At 33.6% G+C, this 19,504-nt stretch carries 15 protein-coding genes and 1 CRISPR repeat array; all 15 genes read right to left on the bottom strand.

What is annotated here, in order from left to right:
- Positions 1-3: 3 nt before the first annotated feature.
- The 15 genes from cas2 (THEYE_RS03210) to csm6 all read right to left on the bottom strand — a co-directional run bounded on the left by cas2 (THEYE_RS03210) (position 4) and on the right by csm6 (position 19,107).
- On the bottom strand, positions 4-279 hold the full coding sequence (gene cas2 / locus THEYE_RS03210) for a CRISPR-associated endonuclease Cas2 (protein ID WP_012546007.1): 276 nt from the start codon (positions 277-279) through the stop codon (positions 4-6).
- Positions 276-1,094: a CRISPR-associated endonuclease Cas1 gene (locus THEYE_RS03205; RefSeq protein ID WP_012546877.1), complete on the bottom strand. Its 819-nt coding sequence runs from the start codon at positions 1,092-1,094 to the stop codon at positions 276-278. The genes cas2 (THEYE_RS03210) and THEYE_RS03205 overlap by 4 nt, the downstream gene beginning before the upstream one ends.
- Positions 1,051-2,007, bottom strand: a complete 957-nt coding sequence (gene cas1, locus THEYE_RS03200; protein WP_012546247.1) for a CRISPR-associated endonuclease Cas1 — start codon at positions 2,005-2,007, stop codon at positions 1,051-1,053. Before cas1 ends, THEYE_RS03205 begins: the two co-directional genes overlap by 44 nt.
- Before the next feature lie 4 nt (positions 2,008-2,011).
- On the bottom strand, positions 2,012-2,290 hold the full coding sequence (gene cas2 / locus THEYE_RS03195) for a CRISPR-associated endonuclease Cas2 (protein WP_012545199.1): 279 nt from the start codon (positions 2,288-2,290) through the stop codon (positions 2,012-2,014).
- Positions 2,291-2,299: 9 nt separating this feature from the next.
- Positions 2,300-5,395: an AAA family ATPase gene (locus tag THEYE_RS03190; RefSeq protein ID WP_012546332.1), complete on the bottom strand. Its 3,096-nt coding sequence runs from the start codon at positions 5,393-5,395 to the stop codon at positions 2,300-2,302.
- Positions 5,382-6,545: a metallophosphoesterase family protein gene (locus THEYE_RS03185; protein ID WP_012545271.1), complete on the bottom strand. Its 1,164-nt coding sequence runs from the start codon at positions 6,543-6,545 to the stop codon at positions 5,382-5,384. The genes THEYE_RS03190 and THEYE_RS03185 overlap by 14 nt, the downstream gene beginning before the upstream one ends.
- Positions 6,546-6,694: 149 nt before the next feature.
- A complete protein-coding gene (locus tag THEYE_RS03180; protein WP_012546108.1) occupies positions 6,695-8,317 on the bottom strand; it encodes a DEAD/DEAH box helicase in 1,623 nt (540 codons plus the stop codon).
- A 31-nt stretch (positions 8,318-8,348) separates the two neighbouring features.
- Positions 8,349-8,699: a hypothetical protein gene (locus tag THEYE_RS03175; protein WP_012546826.1), complete on the bottom strand. Its 351-nt coding sequence runs from the start codon at positions 8,697-8,699 to the stop codon at positions 8,349-8,351.
- A 243-nt stretch (positions 8,700-8,942) separates the two neighbouring features.
- Positions 8,943-10,831: a CRISPR direct-repeat array (repeat unit 36 nt; unit sequence GTCGCAATCCCTTTTAAATGAGGTCTTGTTTCCTAC).
- 407 nt (positions 10,832-11,238) lie between these two features.
- Entirely contained in the window at positions 11,239-12,135 is an 897-nt protein-coding gene (cas6, locus tag THEYE_RS03170; protein ID WP_012545702.1) for a CRISPR-associated endoribonuclease Cas6, read from the bottom strand.
- Position 12,136: 1 nt separating this feature from the next.
- Positions 12,137-13,222, bottom strand: coding sequence for a type III-A CRISPR-associated RAMP protein Csm5 (csm5, locus tag THEYE_RS03165; RefSeq protein ID WP_012546605.1), 1,086 nt, complete (start codon positions 13,220-13,222; stop codon positions 12,137-12,139).
- A 1-nt stretch (position 13,223) separates the two neighbouring features.
- Positions 13,224-14,138: a type III-A CRISPR-associated RAMP protein Csm4 gene (csm4, locus tag THEYE_RS03160; protein ID WP_012546365.1), complete on the bottom strand. Its 915-nt coding sequence runs from the start codon at positions 14,136-14,138 to the stop codon at positions 13,224-13,226.
- 3 nt (positions 14,139-14,141) lie between these two features.
- Complete coding sequence (gene csm3 / locus THEYE_RS03155) at positions 14,142-14,876, bottom strand: type III-A CRISPR-associated RAMP protein Csm3 (RefSeq protein WP_012545508.1); 735 nt, start codon at positions 14,874-14,876, stop codon at positions 14,142-14,144.
- A gap of 3 nt (positions 14,877-14,879) precedes the next feature.
- Positions 14,880-15,311 carry a type III-A CRISPR-associated protein Csm2 gene (gene csm2, locus THEYE_RS03150; RefSeq protein WP_012546668.1) on the bottom strand — a complete coding sequence of 144 codons (432 nt, stop codon included), beginning with the start codon at positions 15,309-15,311 and terminating at the stop codon, positions 14,880-14,882.
- On the bottom strand, positions 15,308-17,893 hold the full coding sequence (gene cas10, locus THEYE_RS03145) for a type III-A CRISPR-associated protein Cas10/Csm1 (RefSeq protein WP_012545463.1): 2,586 nt from the start codon (positions 17,891-17,893) through the stop codon (positions 15,308-15,310). Before cas10 ends, csm2 begins: the two co-directional genes overlap by 4 nt.
- A 104-nt stretch (positions 17,894-17,997) precedes the next feature.
- Positions 17,998-19,107: a CRISPR-associated ring nuclease Csm6 gene (gene csm6 / locus THEYE_RS03140; RefSeq protein WP_012546577.1), complete on the bottom strand. Its 1,110-nt coding sequence runs from the start codon at positions 19,105-19,107 to the stop codon at positions 17,998-18,000.
- Between the last annotated feature and the right edge of the window lie 397 nt (positions 19,108-19,504).

Here is a 19,504-nt window from a genome sequence, read left to right as displayed (position 1 = left end):
TTATCAATAAAAAACCTCTACACCATCTGGAATCCTGTCTCCAACTCCTAAAACTGCTACAAGTGAGTTGTTTGGCAAGGGATATATTCTTACATCATCGTATCTTGAGTGTATTAACTTTAGTATTTCTGCTTTCATCTCTTTTAACTCAACATCAGTTAAAATACAATAAAATACTGAATACTGAATATGAAAACCTTTTCCTTTCATAAATCTGTAAACTCTATTAAGTCTGCCTTCATCTGATATGTCATAACATACAAGATAAGGCAATCTCATGTGGATATACTCCTTAGAAAAGAAAGTATTTGAGCTATTGACGAATTAAGTTCTTGCTCAATGTCATCTTTCTTCTTCTCAAATTTATCTATCAGAAACCTGAGTCTATCATAGTTCAAATCTGGATTTTTTATAAAATCAATATTCGCTCCGTCAGCATAAAAAAATTGAAAGGTTAAAAAGTCTGCATAGGGTTCATAGATCTGATATATATCAAACACTAAACCATAATTATATCCCTGATTGATTACTCCTATGTGAGGATCTAATTTGAATTTTATAAGGTTTGAAAGAATTGTTATGATTATTAAATTTTGCATTATCTCTTTTACCCTGCTCCATAGAAAATCAGAGGGTTTGATTTTGTTAATCATTACATTGTAGTTTCTATCTTCTGCCTCTATTGATATAGAGATGTTTTCAAAGAGACTATTTAGGACTTTTTTCTGATTCTGTGCTCTTCTTTCTTTAATCCAATTAATAAAGCTCTCAACAATTTTCTTTGAATCAAGCATCATTATCTGATATTTAGTATAGCTTTTTAATTCACTTGTATTTGGGAGTATTATAGAGGATTCCTCATGTCTGCCTATAATCAAAATTGGTATAAATTTAGAAGAAAAAAGCGTTATTGAAAAGGCATCAATTTCTACATTTCCGTAAATTATGACTTTATCAATATAATCTGCAGGAATTCTTACAGGCGCGGCAAAATTTCTTTCTATTAAAACTGAAGGACCATCTCTGCTTACAGTTGTTCCGTTGCCTTTTTCAACCAGATATAATGTCCTTTTCTTCAAGTATTCTTCTTGCAAATCCTTGCACCTCCCCTCTCCAAATGGTTCTCTGTTGTTGAACCCATTGTTCATAAAGGGGATAAAATTTTTTTCTGCCAGTTTTTTTTAGATATACTCCACCTGACTCTTCATCCTTCATAAAGTCTCTGTTCCCCAAATGTTTTGCCTTAAAAAGTTCATATACAAATCTGTCCACATTAACTCTGAAAAGTTCAACTAAATCACAGGCAAGAGACTCTCTTCCATATTCAAATTGATGATAAAAACCAATTGTAGGGTCAAGTCCAATTAATTGAATTTCTCTCACAATTTCATAATGTAGCAGAGTGTAACAAAGAGAAAGCATAGCATTTACAGGATCTTTTGGTGGACGCTTAATTCTTCTAACGAATTTCAAAGAGTTTGGAAAAATTTTTGAATAGGTAATAAAGTAAATTGAAGAAGCAGCACCTTCTATACCTCTTAAGGAATCTATTGATATGGGTGTTACTTCAATGTTTGATATAGCTTTATTAAGTATTTCAATTGCTCTATCTGCCTGCATAGCCAAAGCTTTTTTTATCTCCCTGATTTCAGAGAGAAAATCCCTTTGAGAGACTATTTTTCTTTTTATTAGCTCTTTTGCAAACTTTAAAGAAAAACCAGAAAGAGATTTTTGATACTGCTTAACTCTCAACAATCCGTTGTTGTGGAGTGGACCATTTAATATACCACTATATTTAAGTTTGCCAGTAAGAAAAAGCACAGTAATTCCGTGATTTACCAGTTTATACAAAACCGAGGTCTCAATCTTAACATTTCCTACTATAACCACTCTCTTTAAAGGTGACAAAGGAAGGCTACCGTCTTTCTTGCCTTTCGCATAAAAGCTGATTGAGTTTCCATCAACTCTTATCTCTATATCTTTTCTGTCTATAAACACTGTACTCATGACTCTATCCTATGTAAAAATACTCTGGATCAATTGGGGGCACTGCTATGCCAAGTGTAATAACTTTGCTTCTTCCATCAATTCTGAAAATGTGAACTCTATCTTCATTGGGATTAATTAATCGTTTTATTTTGCTAATTATAAATTTTAGTTCTTCTCTTTCAAGAAAGCATTCATAAACAGACTTTTGACCACCCGTGCTGTAACCTTTAAGAAAATATCTTATCTGTCCAAGTCTTCTCGCATCTGTTATATCGTAGGCTATTATGTAAAGTACTCTCATATTTATTGCCTACACATTAAAGGTTACTATGCTTGAGCCTGTTATATCCCTTTTTATATTTATACTATTCGGTATAACCTGTTTAAGTTCTTCAATATGAGATATGAGCCCAACAAGTCTATCCTGTGATTTGAGTTCATTTAATACAGCACATACAGAATCAAGAAGTTCTCTATCAAGGGAGCTAAATCCCTCATCTATAAAAAAGAACTGTATGGCTCTCATTCTTTTGCTCTGAATATAGCTTGAAAGGGCAAGGGCTAAAGCAAAAGAAACTATGAAAGTCTCACCACCAGAAAGAGTATTTACTGAACGCTCTTTGTTATAAAGAAGGTCTGAAACGGTAAATTCAAGATTAGGATTTACGTTGATTGAAAATCTTCTGCCAATGAGAGTTCTGAGGATTCCGTTTGTCAATTTAACGATTTCTTTTAATAACTGCCAGGAAAAAAATTTAACCATCTCTTTCCCATAGGTAAGATTTTTGAGTAGCTTTACATTTTCAAATTCATTTTCCATTAAAGTTATTTCTTTTGAAAGAAGTTGTTTTTCCTTGAGCATATCTTTTTCCTTTCTTATCTGCTCCTTTAGTGTGCCCAATTTTTCATTTGATTGAGCAATTTTGTCGTTTGTTTCAGCAATAAATTTTTCGGTCTCCTGTAATTCATCAGGTTGTATTGCCTTTATGGGAATTTCTTCAAGATTCTTAAGTATGTTATCCAGAGCTCCTTTTGCTTTGTTAAATTCTTTCTCAAATTCTTCCACTGTGTTTTTTAAGGATTTCTTTGTTTCCTCATCAAGAATTATGGCAGCAAGCTCGGATACATCAATTCTCATTTCCTTTGCTTTTAAATCTAAGCTTGCCTTTATCTCTTTCTGCTTTTGTTCGTCTTTTTTGATTCCTTCCGTAATTCTCTCCATTGCAATGAGAGTGTTTTGTTTTTTAATGTCTAAGTCTTTGAGTTCATTTTCAAGTTGTAAACTTCTCTTTTTGATTATCTCAAGTTCTTTTTCTGCTTCTGTTTTGATTTCATAAGAAGTTTTACCCCCTGTCTTTTCATTTAATTTATCTTTCTTTTCCTTTGTATCTTTTTTAATTTCTTCCAGTTCCTTATGTGTTTGCTGAATCTTTGTGAAAATCTCAACTCTTTTTTGAGTTACATCATTTTTGAGTTTCATCTTTTCATGAAATTCGCTGTTTAGATAATTTAACTCTTTCATTACTTCATCATTTTTCTTTTTCTTGTTCTTAATTTGTTCAAATAATTGTTCAGCATTAGCCCAGAGTTTCACCGAAATAATCTGAGAAAGTTCATGCTCAGCCTTTGTTAGTTTGGATTTTTTGTCTGAAATCTCTTTAGCATAGGTTTCAATATTTGTCTTTGAAATAAACACCTTTTCCATTAAGGGTTTTATTTTTGCTTTAACGTCCTCAATTTTAAATATGTTTTCATCCACTTCTTTGAGTTTTTCTTCCCTCAGTGCAATATTTTTATCATCTATACTCTCTGCTGGTTTTGGATGTTCAGTGCTTCCGCACACGGGACAAGGTTTCCCCTCCAACAATGTTTTGCTTAAGGTAAACGCCAGATTCTTAACTTTAAACTCATCAAGCTCTCTTAAAAGCTTATCCTTTAACTCTTTGATTTCTTCGGTTTTTGCGACTATGACCGAATCAATCTCCTCATAAGTAGCTATCGTTAAATTAAATCTATCCCTAAACTCTTTCTGAATTTGGGCAAAGCTTTCTTCCCACTTTTTTCTTTCTCTTTCAGTTTTTTTGATTAATATCTCAATTTCTTCTTTAAGATTTTTTATCTCATTTAGTTTTAATAAAGCATTTGGAAGCAAATCATAGAGCCTTAATTCTTCATCATTCAATTGAGTGTTCTCAAAAAGAGCTTTATTTTTTTCAATATTTTTCATTAATTGAGTAGTTTCAGTGTCAATTCTTTTCAACTGTTCATCAACTTCTTTAAACTCAAGATTAAGCTTTTTCATCTCTTTTGCTCTCTGCTGCTCTTTATCTAAAAGACTTTTAATCTCTTGTTCAAGCTCAACCAATTGCTCACTTTCTTTGATTTTTCCTATTAACTCTTCATTTCTCTGAGAAAAAAACTTTTCAAATTCTTCCTTTTGTTCTCTTTGTTTTTCAAACCTGCTTTCAATGATTTTTAATTCTCTGGCAAGTTCTTCATGTTTTTGTTTATTAGCCTCTATTGATTTTTTAAGATTTTTTAATTCTTCAAATGATTTTTTATACGGAGCAAGTTCATCATCCATCTGAATTTTATTTTTTAAGCTCTCTATTTCTATCTTTTTTGTTTCCATTTTTTGGAGTTCTCTCTCAAGTTCTTTCTTTTTATCGCTAAGTTGTTTGAAATTTCTAAGAATATTAAGCTTTTCCATCAATTCTTTCTGTTTTTGTCTTAGTTCGCCGAGAGCCTTTGTTATCTCATCAACCTCTCTTTCTTTGTTAATAATGCTTTCCTGTGAAATTTCAGAAAGTTCATTGAGTCTTCTTTGTTTGTCTTGAATCGTTGACTCAAGTTTTAAAAATTTTTCTGAAAACTTGCTATATAGAGGCTCACCAAAGTAGTTTAGGTCAAATAAGTTACCTATTAGTTCAGCTCTCTTGGCAGGTTCAAGCCGTAAAAGTTCCGCAAACTGATTTTGTGGAAGAATCACGACTTTACAAAATTCTTCATAGGAGAGCCCTATTATTTCCTTTATTTTTTCATTAAATTCGTTTGATTTTTCTGCAATAGGGATTTCTTTGTCTTCTTCAAGCCTGTAAAGCCTTATTTGGGTCTCCCTTTGGTCTATACCCCTTTGGATTTTAAATCTTCTTCTCCCGATTTCAAAGGTAAACTCAATATTAATTACCCCTCTTTGTGGATTTATTGCTTCTTTGATTTTTGTTGAAGCAAGTCTTGGTGTTTTACCGTAAATTGAGAGAATTATTGCATCAAGTATAGTTGATTTACCTCCTCCCGTGATACCGAATATACCGAATAGCTTTGTCCTGTAAAATTTTGTAAAATCAATTTTTACCTCACGGGCATAGCTGTTTAATCCCTCAAAAATTAAGCTAATTGGTAGCATTTTTCACCTCTTCCAATGTTTTTAGAAAAAGACTCAAAATATCCTGAGAAGGTTTTTTGTTTAACTTTGCCCTATAGAATTCTATGAACATCTCTTCTTCATTCAAAGAGTGAAGTTCTGGAATTGAAATTTCTTCTGGAACATCAGGAGTATAAAACTGCCAATTTACCAGTCTATTTCTGTATGCTTTAAGTAATGCATCAATTGAAGCGGTAGTATAAGCATGCGGATTTTTTATTAATACATAATAGTATGCCTCATCCTCTGGTGCATTCTTTACTGCATCTTCAAGAGAATCAAATTCAATCTTTCTTATCTTTGGAATTTTGTTAAATTCTATAAAATCAGGCTTACCGTTTTCCCATACAGAAACTCCCTTTTTATGCTCTATCTCAGCAAGGTCAAAGGGATAGATTGAACCTGAGTAAGTAGCATTTCTTAGTTTTTGATGTCTATGAAGATGCCCGAGAGCTATGTAGTGAGCACTTTTGGGTAAAAAATCTATAGGAATATATTCAATGCCACCAATTTGAAAAATCCTCTCAGAACCAGACTGTTGAGCACCTGCTATAGACAGATGACTCGTCAATAAAAAGTAATCACAACTAAATTGTGGCTCAATGGATAGGAGTTCATTGACCTTTTTAAGATATTCATCACCGGCTAATCCTAATCTAACCTCTGAAAGATAGGGCAGACATTTTAATGCTATAACTGTTCCTTCATTTTTTAAGTGTAGTTTTAGAAATGAATTCTCAAGAGCGAGCTTAAAATTTTCATTTTCAAATTCAATATCCTTAGATTCATCAAAGGCTGTGCTCTTTATGAAGATTGAATGTTTACCAGCTATTAAAGGTTTTGATATTTGAAGCTTGTCAGGTGAGTCATGATTGCCAGCGAGAGCAAATACAAAACAGTTTTGCTCGGAAAGCCTTGAAAGAGTTTCATAAAAAATTTTCTCAGCTTCAAAGGAAGGATTGTATGTGTCAAAAATATCACCTGCAATTAATACAATGTCAGGGTTTTCTTTTCTGGTAATATCAACGATTTCGTCCATTATCTGCTTTTGAATTGGTAAAAGCTCAAAGGTGGTCTCTTTGAAAACTTTTCCCAAATGCCAATCAGAAGTATGAAGAATTTTTAAACTCATAGCACACCTCTTTTTATTACTTGTATTCAGAGCTTTTGCCCTTAAGTTAATTATAACCCTCTGAGGAAATTAATTTTTCAAACAGAAACATTGCAGAAATATTGTCAAGGTTGGATTATCTTATGAGATTAAATCTTGGCTATGACATTTTATTTACTCTTAGATTTTTTGATATTAAAAAGGCTGAACAAATCTTCTTCAGATAAAATTTTAGATAATCTTGTATCACTCAAGTGATCAATAACCTCTTTAAAGAGTTGTTTCTTTTTGTTAAGAATATTTTGTATTCGCTCTTCTATTGTATTAACAGTAAAAAGTGATGAAACAAATACAGTTTTTTTCTGCCCAATTCTATGAGTTCTGTCTTCTGTTTGAATGGCAACAGGAAGATATTCAAGTTTACAACTTTCATTTGATATAGGGTCTAAATTACAAATTTGTTTCAATTTTGAAATTAATGCCCAAATATGTTGAACTGTTACAGATGTTCCTTGCTTTTTTAAAGTAACAATTCCCTCTTGCTCAACTTTATTATATGCTTTCCTCTCAGGTGTAAGTTCAAGCCAAACTTCTTCATAAACTTTTTTAGGAAGTTTTTTCAGAACATCTTGTTTTCTTCTCCTAAGAAAAAATGGATTAATTAAATCTTTAATCTTCTTAAGATTTTGAACATCATTATAAGTTAAAAGCCCTGGTTTAATGTAAGCAAAAATAGACACAAGCTCATCAAGGTGATTCTCCAATGGTGTCCCAGACAATCCCCAGCGAATTTTACCATTAACTTGTCTGACTGCTTTTGGAATTCCAGAGCTTGGATTTTTTATTTTCTGAATTTCGTCTAATATAACCAGATCAAAATCTTTTTTTGATACATTCTCATCCTGCCTTAACGTATCATAAGTTATTAGATAAACATGCGCGGGAAAGTACCAGATAATTTTTCTTTGTTCTGGAGTGCCACATATTTTTACAACTTTCAATTCAGGAGCCCAATCGTTTAATTTTTTCTTCCAATCAGTTAGCACTGATTTTGGACAAACTATTATTACATTGACTATTTCCCCAATTCTGAATAGTAATCTTATTGCAACAATTGCTTGTATAGATTTTCCCAGTCCCATCTCATCTCCAAGTATTGCCTGTTTATGATTGGCTAAAAATTTAACTCCATCTATTTTAAAGGGATATAACTTCAATTTATTTTGAAAAGCAATCGGATTATCAAAATTTTCACCTAATGGAGGTTGGAGAATGGGTAAAATTAATTGAAAAAAATTAGACTTAATTGGTGTTTTTTTATTTTGTAATCTTTGATTGCAAATAGAACATAACTTTCTTTCAATACCGTGAATACAAAGTTTATCATCACTAACAGGGAATAAGGTTGACACCCTATCCTTTCTTTCGTATTTTTTATAAGACATTCCAATGACCACGGGGTTACCTAAATTAACTGCAAAAGCTTTTATTTTAGGGCAGAAAAGTTTTCCCCTTATTTCAAAAACAGAGATTTCAGGTAATTTATCTTTTGAAATACGATACATACAAGTATGTTTACAATCGGGGAAATTTACATTATAATCCTTAACTAATGGTTTCTGAAAATATTGGTGTTCTATATTCTGAGGCGTAGGGAAAGGAGGAATTTTAAGTTTAACTGGGCTTCCTCCCTTTAAGTCTATTTCAATCTTATCAAGTAAAAATATGTCTTCTTTCTTTTTAAGTATTAATTTTTTAGCTAAATTAATCCGTAAATCTTTAAGAAATTTCATAATATTTTAGAAATCTTATGTTTTCTTATGTTCATTGAAATGTTTTATCTTGTTTGCCTAAGACTTCAATTGCTTTTAACATTCTATTAAATGGTTCCAAAGGATCAAGTAAAATAAAAATATTTTCAAGCATCTGTTTTGCCACTGCTAAATCATCACTAAAATCTGGATGAGAGATAACTATTATCGGTTGAAATTTACTGGTAGGGCATTCAATTCTTTCCCTTTTACCAATTTTTGAACTTTCCGATGAACTTAAATCTATTGTTTCACCAGCTTTTCTAACATATACAACGGGATAAGAAGTTACTTTTCGTGTGTCAAGTAGGTAATTCTTGCCAACAATTAAAATTGATGGAACAGTTTGAAGAGATTTGAGCAAAGAAAATCCGCATAAATTGACACCAACATAGGTTTCTAAACTCTCTCCGTATAATATCCTTTTGGATTGCCGTAGGTTTAATAGGATGAGTGCATCTAAATTCTTGTGGTATACCATGAGGATCAGTTATCAATAAGCTTCCAATATATCCATCATGCGAAGTTGTCTCATAAAGAGATAAAAAACCTAATAAAGGCTCTTGATTGCTGTTGTCAACGTTCATTAAAACCTCCTTTTTAGAAACTCGCAATCCCTTTTAAATGAGGTCTTGTTTCCTACATAAAGAGCAGGACAACCACAACTGAGTATTTTAAGTCGCAATCCCTTTTAAATGAGGTCTTGTTTCCTACAGAATCTGCTATCAGGACTACAATACAATGATTCATGTCGCAATCCCTTTTAAATGAGGTCTTGTTTCCTACACAGATAGTTGGTGCACCCTTCTGGGATTCTTTGAGTCGCAATCCCTTTTAAATGAGGTCTTGTTTCCTACATGTTGCCGTTACAACTTATGTTACTATGTGTGGTCGCAATCCCTTTTAAATGAGGTCTTGTTTCCTACAGTTAAAGAAGAAATGAAACATATAGGAGGTTTTATGTCGCAATCCCTTTTAAATGAGGTCTTGTTTCCTACACAACATAATGAATAAGTATCCTCTGGTTTCATATCGTCGCAATCCCTTTTAAATGAGGTCTTGTTTCCTACAAGTTGCAGCAATTGATGCTGCAAAGGAAAAGCCGTCGCAATCCCTTTTAAATGAGGTCTTGTTTCCTACCTGACATAACTCTGCCGCCTATTGCGTTTACTGCAGTCGCAATCCCTTTTAAATGAGGTCTTGTTTCCTACTTGGGTTTGTGTGCGGTGGTGCTGCTATAGTGCTTGGTCGCAATCCCTTTTAAATGAGGTCTTGTTTCCTACGACTTCAGGTCTTTGAAAATGCACTCAAAAATGGATGTCGCAATCCCTTTTAAATGAGGTCTTGTTTCCTACTTATTTTAAAGAAGACAATATAACTTATGGATTAAGTCGCAATCCCTTTTAAATGAGGTCTTGTTTCCTACAGGGAAAATCCTTGTAATATTTGATATGATACGTTATGTCGCAATCCCTTTTAAATGAGGTCTTGTTTCCTACAGATTGGGAGTGGGCAAAGGAAGAGGAACAAAATGTCGCAATCCCTTTTAAATGAGGTCTTGTTTCCTACATTGGACCCATATCGGGGTATCATTAAACCAATTAGTCGCAATCCCTTTTAAATGAGGTCTTGTTTCCTACTTTTTACAAAACCAAAAAGGGAGGTAAAAATGGGTCGCAATCCCTTTTAAATGAGGTCTTGTTTCCTACAGGACAAAAGCAAGAGACACTTATCGCCGCCTTAAAGTCGCAATCCCTTTTAAATGAGGTCTTGTTTCCTACGAGAAGAAGAAAATTTACAAGGAGATGGGACTTGAAGTCGCAATCCCTTTTAAATGAGGTCTTGTTTCCTACATCGGAGGGGAAAATGAAAGAATTAATTGAAATTGGTCGCAATCCCTTTTAAATGAGGTCTTGTTTCCTACTCAACTTTCCCATGTCAAACAAATGACATAGTCAAAGTCGCAATCCCTTTTAAATGAGGTCTTGTTTCCTACCAACAAAAAGAAGCAAAGGAAATAGTGGTTTTTGATGTCGCAATCCCTTTTAAATGAGGTCTTGTTTCCTACAAAGAAGTAGAGAATATTGTAAAAAAGAAAAAGTCGCAATCCCTTTTAAATGAGGTCTTGTTTCCTACAACTGATTTTTATCATGTAGTTATACCAACTAGCGGTCGCAATCCCTTTTAAATGAGGTCTTGTTTCCTACTGAGATAATAGGACAAGATTTAGAACTATCAAATTATGTCGCAATCCCTTTTAAATGAGGTCTTGTTTCCTACCAATCTCTTATACAAGAGATAAAGGATACTTTAGGTCGCAATCCCTTTTAAATGAGGTCTTGTTTCCTACAAAATTTGCCCTCACGATATCTATTTAAAAGAGAAGTCGCAATCCCTTTTAAATGAGGTCTTGTTTCCTACAAACAAGTTGAAGATGAAATTGATAAAATAAGCAATGAAGTCGCAATCCCTTTTAAATGAGGTCTTGTTTCCTACTGCCTATCATATTTTTTTGTTTATTTTTCAACATGTTATAAAAATGGGTGTGCAAATTTTTTCGCATTTTCCCACCTCCGCATGAGGTTCAAAACATTGATAATGCTTAATTTTATATTCCCAGCAAAACAAATATTTGCAATATTTTGCGTGAATATATCCAATAGTTGGTTGAAAATAATCTCTTTTCTTCAAAAATAGAGATTGAGATTCATCGCCTGTTTACGCAGGCTCGGAATAACTATTCATAAACAGTGTTAGCTCTCCATTAAAATAATGCAAAATAATATTCTTCCAAGCGCCAAGCTCGGAGTGAATATTCGTATGTTTTAATCATTAGAGATTAAAACAAACCAGCCTTGTCAAAGAGCAATTTATTAAATCAAATCATAACCATTGTATGTTTGTCAAGTTGAGAACTCAACAATCTCGTACTTGCCCAATCCAAAACTTGTTCCTTTGCCAACATGCAGGATTTCACCAGCCTTTACATATGGAATGAATATAGATATATTCCCCTTATAGATTATCTCTCCAATAACTCCACCAAGCTTCATTCGTTTGTCCTGTCTTGATGAATACCTCTCCCAGTCATACCAGAATGTTATATCTTGAACTTTTTTGACCGTCTCTGCTTTCCTTATAAGTTCTTTTGGTTCATGTATTAAAATTTCAGGTTTTATGTGAAAATAATAAATAAGGCTAAGCCTTCTTAATAAGGAGCGGATCAGTATGTGAAATTCAATGTCTCTTACAAGGTCGCGATTGTATTTAATTCTTAATGGAGTTATTGCTCTGATTTTTAGAACGCTGTACGACTCTCTTATGTTTATGTTATTAAGATGAAACAACAGCTTTTCACCTATGTTTATATTTTCTACAGTGAATTTACCCCTACCTTTTCCAATTCCAACTTTTCCAAGTTCAGATATGGTGTAAATAAAATAAGGGGCAAATTCCATTGCTTTTCCAATTAGAAGTATTTTTAAATTTAGAGTTTCCTCTGGTTGAAATAATTTTTTCTTTGTTTCAGGTGGCTCAAATATAAAAGGATGAGGAATTTTCTCATAATTGCTCATATTTAATATATTTGAATTCTCCAGAGGGGGTGTTTCAAAAACATATGAATAGATACACTGATTTTTTAGTGGGCATTCAAGACAATTAAGCCTCTTAAGTACGCAGGTGATTTTTCTAAAGATATGCCCAAAACCTCCTCTGAAGGCAGAACCCTTGAAATCTGGTAGTTTTATCTCTGTCAAAGCTTTAAGCTCAAATTCTATGTTTTTATATTCTATCCTCATCTCATAAAACCTCTAAAATAGCCCAGCCAAATGGTGTCGTACTTGAAAGATTAGAAGGTTTTTTTTGCTTTGAGGCAAGCCATATTGTAGTTGATGAATCCATTATTTGTGTCCCCTCTTTTGTTTTTACTTTTATTTTTCTTAGCCCTTCCCATGTAACTGCCTCTGCACCGGAGTGCTTACCCAGTCTTAGTAGAAAATACTTTTGCTTAAACATCTCTCTATACTCTGAAAGATTTGGTAGACTGAATCCCTTGATTTTTCTTAAGTCAATCTCTTTGTTAAAAATTCCTGCATAGTGCGAATGAGTCTTAAGCAATAGCTCAGTCAAATCAAGCTTTTTAGATATACCTGAATGAGCTAATGGCTCTTCTATTGCTAATGTTCCTTTAAAAACATTACCTGTAGGAATAATCTCTATCGGAATAGAAAGAGATTCTTTTGATGTGTTATTTAGCTTTCGTACATTTACTTGAAAGATTATCTCTGTTTTTACTTCTCCCTGAGGTTCAAAGTCGCTGAGTTTTAAGAGTCTAAAAGGATCGGTTTTTGTTTTACCCTGCAGTATCTTTTCTTCTATGTCAGTATATTTTGGGTATTTCTCTCTATCTCTATAGTGGGCAACGTTACCCTCTTCCTTGATTAATCCTTCAATGTATGCTGTCCTTATAGAGCCCTTTAAGGAACTACCTGGAATCAGAGGTTTACCTGTGTAGGGATTATAAAATGTCTTTGGTATTTCAAATTCATTAAATTCCCTGATAACATCACTTTCATTTTGGAATTGCTTAACATCTCTGTATCTATCAGCAAGTTCTTTTGGAATTGGAATAGTTCTACCCTTTATTCTGTTTTTTCTTTCAGCATAGAATCTATATAGATACACAAGTGCAATGGGTGATTTATTCTCTGATATATCCCTTAATTTTATATACTCTTTTTCATCCAGTGAATTGATGAAATCCCAAAGGTCAAACTCTATGAGAGTACTTTTGTCAGTATCTATTACAAAATTAACAGGAGTGTAACTCTGGTCGCATCCAATGTGAATCGGGCTTACGGTGTGTAATTTTACATTATAAATCATCTCATACCTCCACTTTAATTACTAAGCTATATCCCTGGGTTACTGCCTCTGGTAAAGCTTTTGAGATATCTCTAACCACTTTTCCGATGTAGGGCTTGATTATCTCTGCCTTTGTAAAAACTATAGCAGCCTCATCAGCAAATATTACAGGATTTTTAAAGGGGTTTTTGCTTTTTGAAAGTATATCTCCGTGTCTGCCAAATCTTACAAAAGGGTTAAAATATATTTTCTCAGTTTGAGCCGAGTCAGGACATAGAGGAGACAGAGTATATAGAGCATTTGGAGACTTAGCGGTATTTAACAAATCAATCTCTTCCCAGCTGATAATATCAAATTTTCCGTATCCAACAGTTGCATCTTTACCATAACCATGTTTTCCAATACGACTCAAAATTTCAAGAAACGAATTTATATTAATATCATCCCGCAAACCTGCGAAAACTACCAAGTCGCAATTAAAGAAAATTTTGCCTACATTGTAAGGAGCAAAAGGTGGTTCAGTTGTTGTATTTGTAAGCCTGTTTATGCTACACCTTGTCTGCTCCTGCTCTTTGAAAAAAGATAAGGATTCATAATTGATTTTTCTTAGCAAATTTAGTGGTTGTTCAAAAGCAAAATAGTTTCTTCTTTTAAGTTCCTTTCTATTTTTTACAATTTCTTCCTCAGAGATATCAAAAAGCATGCTTAGCGGTAACGCGGGTCTTTTGAGATAAATCTTGTTGTTTACTACAGGATAGGCTGAAGATAAGACTATGAAAGGATTTTTATCATAGTCATTAAGAAGTTCATCAAGACTCTTTCCAAATATTTTTGGGTCATAGCATAGTTGCCAGCAAATATGCCCAAAAAGCGTGTCTCCTTTTATAAAGTCTCCAAAACCTGTGAGAGGTTTTATTTTAACTGAATAGGTTTTCAAGGTTTACCCCCAAAGTTTAATCTCATCATACTCCCTTTTTAAAGTTTCATCATCAAAGATGAATTCTACTTTTCCATATCCTCTGCTACCAGACCCACCAAGACTGTCATACTCAAGAAGTTTAAGCCCTTTCAATAGATAATTCTTAAAGAGTTCCTCTTCTCCATTATTTAAAATCTTAAAGCTTATCTCTAATTTGAACTCAGCTCCAGCTGGAACTCTTTCTATGAATCTTGGATGCTCGGCTGTTCCTGTAATTCTGTTGATTCTGTTTTCGGACTTAACTTCAATATAGCTCCATCTTTTCTCCTCTGCTTCTTTAATAAATTGATCGGTCAGAAAACAATCACTAAAAGACACTCTTGTGGGACCGAGTTGCTTTGCCAGCTTTTCATCTGTATCTCCTGCTCCAGAGCCAAAAACTTTGAGAATGTTTTCAATGTGTTTTTTTATCCCACCATTTGATTGCTCAAGCATTTTTGATGACGCAAGTCCTCCAGCCTTTATCATGTCATCATGTTTTGTAGCCTCAGCAACAACTCCATAGTAAAGCTCCACAAGGCTTCTTATCTTGCCTTTCAGAGATGACCCTGGTATGTAAGGCTCATTCGTATAGGGATGCTTAATTACAGGATTGTCTGTTCCGCCTATCTGCATTTCTGTATTTCCTGAACCGATATGTAAGCCTGTTTTAAGTCTGATTGTGCCCTTGATTGTTTTAATCTCTCTGAGTTGCATGTTTTACCTCCTCATTCTTCTATCAAATAATTCATCATAGTATCTGTAAAAACCCATGAATGCTTCAAAAAATTTCACAAAAATATCAAAATCTTTTTTAGTGTTAACCAAAGAAACACAATCCTGAATGAAATCTTTAAATTCCTTTGTTATATGATTCCTTCCATCTGCATAGGCTGCTTTTGCATTTAACATTTTAAGGTAAGGAAGCATTTTTTTGAACTGATCTTCATTTTTTACTCTATCTGAAAACAATAATACCTCATCATAAAACTTTCGTATCTGAGATATCTTATTTTTATCTTTAGCTATCTTACCTACTTCTTTAATCTTCTTTGCCCATGCCTCAGCTACTGTTGAAAAAAGATCTGGATTAATCATTTCAGCTTTCTCGTCAGCCCAAAAAACAATTTTTGGTAATCCTCCATTACTCATGCTTTCCTCCTCATGTATAAAGTTTTCCAGAGAGGAATCCTCATGGATTCCCTGTATTTTTCAAGCCAAAGGCTTAGATGTGTAAGCACTTCCTCTGCTATTTCAATTCTTTTGTCCTTCGGATATCCTTTCGCCACATTTCTTATAGTTGAGTAGTAAAGTTTAGCCCTCCATGTAAGTGAATTCAAACTTGATAGGTCAAAAGAATTGCTCTGTCTTAAATGTATCTCTTCTTCCACCATTTTTACTATTTCGTTGAGTTTATAAGAAAAAGCCTTTGTTATTATTTCTTCTTCAAGCCAATTGTGCAAATGTGATTCAATCTCCGCAAGTTTTGAAAGGTCATCCCAAGAGACTGAAACATCAAAAACTGTAAGCTTGTTTTTACCCTTCTGTTTTGCTTTATCAAGGGCTTCTTCTGAAAATTTAGCCATGTTTATAACTGGTGTTTCTGACTTTGTAATGAAAAGTCCTGCAGATAGGGAAATCTCCCTGTTTTCACAGCAGTATTTACTGAAATCCTCTTTCACTCTAAGAGCAAATTCAAAGGTGTCTTTCCATGGACCTATAACAAACAAGTCATCACCGCCTGTAAAAACTGTATAGATATTTTTAAATTCTGTGCGGCAGAGATAAGGAACATAAAGAGTAAAAAACAGATTAAGCTGTCTGGATAAAGTTGTATATCGGGAAAAAGTTCTCTTTTCCTTCCTTAGCCCTTTCATGAATATTGTCCCAAGATTATCTACATCTGCCTTGAAAACTCCCAAAGCTGGGACTCCCTGATATTCTGAATCAATTTTGTGAAGACTTAGTTTTCCTAAGTGAGCAAAGCTGAGAATTCCGCCATAATTAATTAAGTTATCTATTTCTTTGAGGGATTCTTCAGATTCATCATATTTCAATTTTTCCAATATCTCAGCATCCTTATGTTCCTCTGTAAATCTCGGGACATAAGCGTTAATAAGTTTTATGGAAAAGAGTTCTTTGCTTAAATGTAGTTCTTCCTGCCAGAGAGAGTTTATATCCCAGAAATGCCTTACTTTTCCTGCTTCAACAAGGTCTCTTAATTTGCCTGTGATGAAAGCTAATTGATATCGGTTATATATAGGAATTCTAAGCTTATCCTTCAAGTCTGCATCTTTATAAGTAATCGCAATATAATCCTTTGATGTTAGATTTCTTCCAATATTTACATGATCAAAACACACATCGCAAAGATGCTCGTCATCTATCTTGTTTCTGTCCCCTGCAGGTCTTCTGTTACATAGGGGGCATATGCCAAATTCAGAAGAAAATTCATTAAGATAGGTTGTTTTAGCCCCTGCATACTTTAAAATGTCAAATTTATGGAATTTTCTTTCCTCTGAGACTTTACCAAGTTTTTTCCCTATGTCTGACAGAGTTTCAGTATCTATTAAAACATTAAAAGATGCTGTTACACTACTTATACCGATTGATACTTCACCATAGAAGTTTTTAATAAGCCAATCATTAATTTCATTTTCTGCTTCCGCTAAAAGTTTTATAGCTCTCTCAGTATTTGGAAGGATCATTCTAAATTTGCCAGCTGCATTTACAACGATAGAGGTTGAGGGCAGCCCTATCTTTTCAACTATAAAATCTGATGCAAGCTCACTAAGGAGTGACACATAGAAAGACCTTCCTCTTAGAAGCTTTGCAGCATTTTTTCTCGTGTCTCCTGTATCAGAGAATATGAAATCCTGAATACCGTAAAAATTACCCTCTATGAGAAGAAACTTTTCAATATCTCTGTCTTTTATGGCATCTATATTTATAGAATTTGTCTCTCTGTGATAGGCATAAAATGCTGTGGCAATTGCAGCAGTGAGGCGACTGTGGTCATAGAGAGATATGTCAGTGATAATCTCTTTAAAATCTCCAGCGTCATCTCTGGTAACGGTAGCAGATGGTATTGAGCTGGTAAACAGGAAAAGTAAACTGTCAAGATGTTCAAACCAAAGTGGTGAATATTCAATATGAGGAAGTTTTTTAAAAAGCTCTATAAATTGTTCATAAAGGGTTTTATAATCAATTTGTTTTAGTGAACTCTTCTCAACAGGGAAGATGCTTTTAGGAGATAAAGTTGCCAGTGGATAAACAAACTTAAAACTTTCTGGTTTGTTTTCTTTCCAGTTCTCATTTATTGAAATATCCTCAAAAATTGTTGAAAGGGGGATTTCCTTGGGCATTCGGCTTTGAGCGTCTTGCTCTTCAAATTCTTTTCTCTCTATACCACTACTTAAAATATCAGCCTCTCTTATAATTAACTGTTCTGCTGAGGTGGGTTTATGATGCATTGCTGCAAGATTTATGAGAGAAGTATCTGCAGTTGAATCAGTAAGTATTTGCTTTGGTAAGTATTTTGAAAAACTATCAAAAAAGTAAGCTGTGTGAAGAGAATGCCTGTGGGTATATCTGTGGTTATACTTAGGTTGATAAAGAGCCTGATTATTAATAACATAGTCCTGAGGAATTTCAACTGATGCTCTCTCTGAAAATTTACCTATGTCATGAAGTAAAGCTGCAATGGCAATTTTTAAAATTTCTCTGTCCACCATGTTTTAACTCCTCATTGTTTTTTTTATTTTACTGAACTTTTACACTCATTTCGTTAAAAGAAAATGTTGCAACAATATTTCAAACTATTTTTATCCTTCTTTTATCAATTGGAACTCCATACAGAGGTTGAACCATACTTCCTTATGGATTTAATGAGACAGTAGTGATACGAAGAGCCATCACTTACAATTTGAGAGATTTTTCTATTTATCTTACTAATATAGCTTCTTAAGTTTTCAGTGGCATACTTTTGAGTATAATTTTCCTTGAATTCGCTGCTTTTCACTGGATCTTTATCGTAAATAAATCCATAAAGTGAAGCCAATTCATCAATAAATGGTTCTTCAGTCAACTTATTAAGACTAAGATAGCAGTCATTACAAGACAGACAAGCTTTTGCATTGTCACATTCAATTTTCCTTTTTAGAAAAAAGGAGTAAATTGTCAACATTACAGGTGGAAGGAGCAATACATCTGAGACAATTTTTATTTCTCTTTCTTTTAATTTAACTTTTATTTGTGGCTGGATTATTGCAATATCAATTTCGTTCTGACTTATTTTCATAAGCTCCTTAAATGTTCCTTCCTTTAATTCAATTTTATCCCTTAGCCTTAAAAAGGGGAGTTCTGCAAGTTCAATTTTTGCTTCAGCTGTGCTTATCATTTTAAAAGAACTATTCTCAATCCTACATTTAATACACCGTGGTTTTTTAGGTGGATAGAAAAACTCTCGGTTAGCCTCAAATTCTGGCGAGACTAGTACATGATAGAGTTTATCTTGCGGCCTTCCAAAAAATTGAAGGGCTGTGCCAAGATAAAAGCTCATTGTTTTTCTTCCACCTGCAATTGAACAATGAAGCCTTATATTTGGATTTTGAGTAATCTTTCTTATGAAACTAATTATAGTTTCAGCAGTTGCTTCACTTTCTTCAGTGTTTCTTATATCATCAATCTCTATATTGTCATTTTTGATAGTAATTATATCTGTAATTTTTGTTCGCGATAGACCGTACTCGTTAAAAAGAGAATTTAAAATACCTCCTCCTATAAGAACATCTTTTATTATCTCTTCACCTTTTTTAGTTGTAATAATGTAGAGTTCATCTATGTAAATGGGAGGGTCTTTCATAGCTAAGGCATAAATTGTTTCAGTAATTATCTGTGGAGTAGCACCAGCAACACATACCAATACTTCTTTAAATTTTTGATACATTGCTCAATTTTAATAAAAATCCTTGAGGATTTCAATAGATTTTATAGTTTTTCTCAGGATTAACTAAAAAGCATAAGTTTTTCGGGATAACAATTTCTGCCCGGATTCTTCGGGGCTTCACCTCTCAGAATCACAGATAAAGACTGTTCAAAAACTTGTAATTTATTGAAAATCAATAAACTACAACTCCTGCTATTTTTCAATTACCTCCAACTGTCATTCCGACTTTTAGGAGACCCTTCGCTTACGCTCAGGGTGACAGTAAAAGGTCATCCCAAGCCGAGCTAAGCGAGCCCTGAGCCTTAGGCGAAGGGTCTACGAGGAATCTCCTCATTTTTTAAACAATTTCAGAAATTCCTCAAGAACATTGAGATCCTGAGGAATGACATTTAGCAAT

It is taken from the genome of Thermodesulfovibrio yellowstonii DSM 11347 (assembly GCF_000020985.1).
Lineage (GTDB): Bacteria > Nitrospirota > Thermodesulfovibrionia > Thermodesulfovibrionales > Thermodesulfovibrionaceae > Thermodesulfovibrio > Thermodesulfovibrio yellowstonii.
The sequence above is the reverse complement of the archived record's forward strand: the minus strand, read 5'-3'. Positions and strand labels throughout refer to the sequence as shown.

Excerpts from the sequence above, each read along its gene's own strand:
- cas2 (WP_012546007.1), bottom strand. The coding sequence starts at position 279 with ATGAGATTGCCTTATCTTGTATGTTATGACATATCAGATGAAGGCAGA.
- cas1 (WP_012546247.1), bottom strand. The coding sequence starts at position 2,007 with ATGAGTACAGTGTTTATAGACAGAAAAGATATAGAGATAAGAGTTGAT.
- cas2 (WP_012545199.1), bottom strand. The coding sequence starts at position 2,290 with ATGAGAGTACTTTACATAATAGCCTACGATATAACAGATGCGAGAAGA.
- THEYE_RS03190 (WP_012546332.1), bottom strand. The coding sequence starts at position 5,395 with ATGCTACCAATTAGCTTAATTTTTGAGGGATTAAACAGCTATGCCCGT.
- THEYE_RS03185 (WP_012545271.1), bottom strand. The coding sequence starts at position 6,545 with ATGAGTTTAAAAATTCTTCATACTTCTGATTGGCATTTGGGAAAAGTT.
- THEYE_RS03180 (WP_012546108.1), bottom strand. The coding sequence starts at position 8,317 with ATGAAATTTCTTAAAGATTTACGGATTAATTTAGCTAAAAAATTAATA.
- cas6 (WP_012545702.1), bottom strand. The coding sequence starts at position 12,135 with ATGAGGATAGAATATAAAAACATAGAATTTGAGCTTAAAGCTTTGACA.
- csm5 (WP_012546605.1), bottom strand. The coding sequence starts at position 13,222 with ATGATTTATAATGTAAAATTACACACCGTAAGCCCGATTCACATTGGA.
- csm3 (WP_012545508.1), bottom strand. The coding sequence starts at position 14,876 with ATGCAACTCAGAGAGATTAAAACAATCAAGGGCACAATCAGACTTAAA.
- csm2 (WP_012546668.1), bottom strand. The coding sequence starts at position 15,311 with ATGAGTAATGGAGGATTACCAAAAATTGTTTTTTGGGCTGACGAGAAA.
- cas10 (WP_012545463.1), bottom strand. The coding sequence starts at position 17,893 with ATGGTGGACAGAGAAATTTTAAAAATTGCCATTGCAGCTTTACTTCAT.
- csm6 (WP_012546577.1), bottom strand. The coding sequence starts at position 19,107 with ATGTATCAAAAATTTAAAGAAGTATTGGTATGTGTTGCTGGTGCTACT.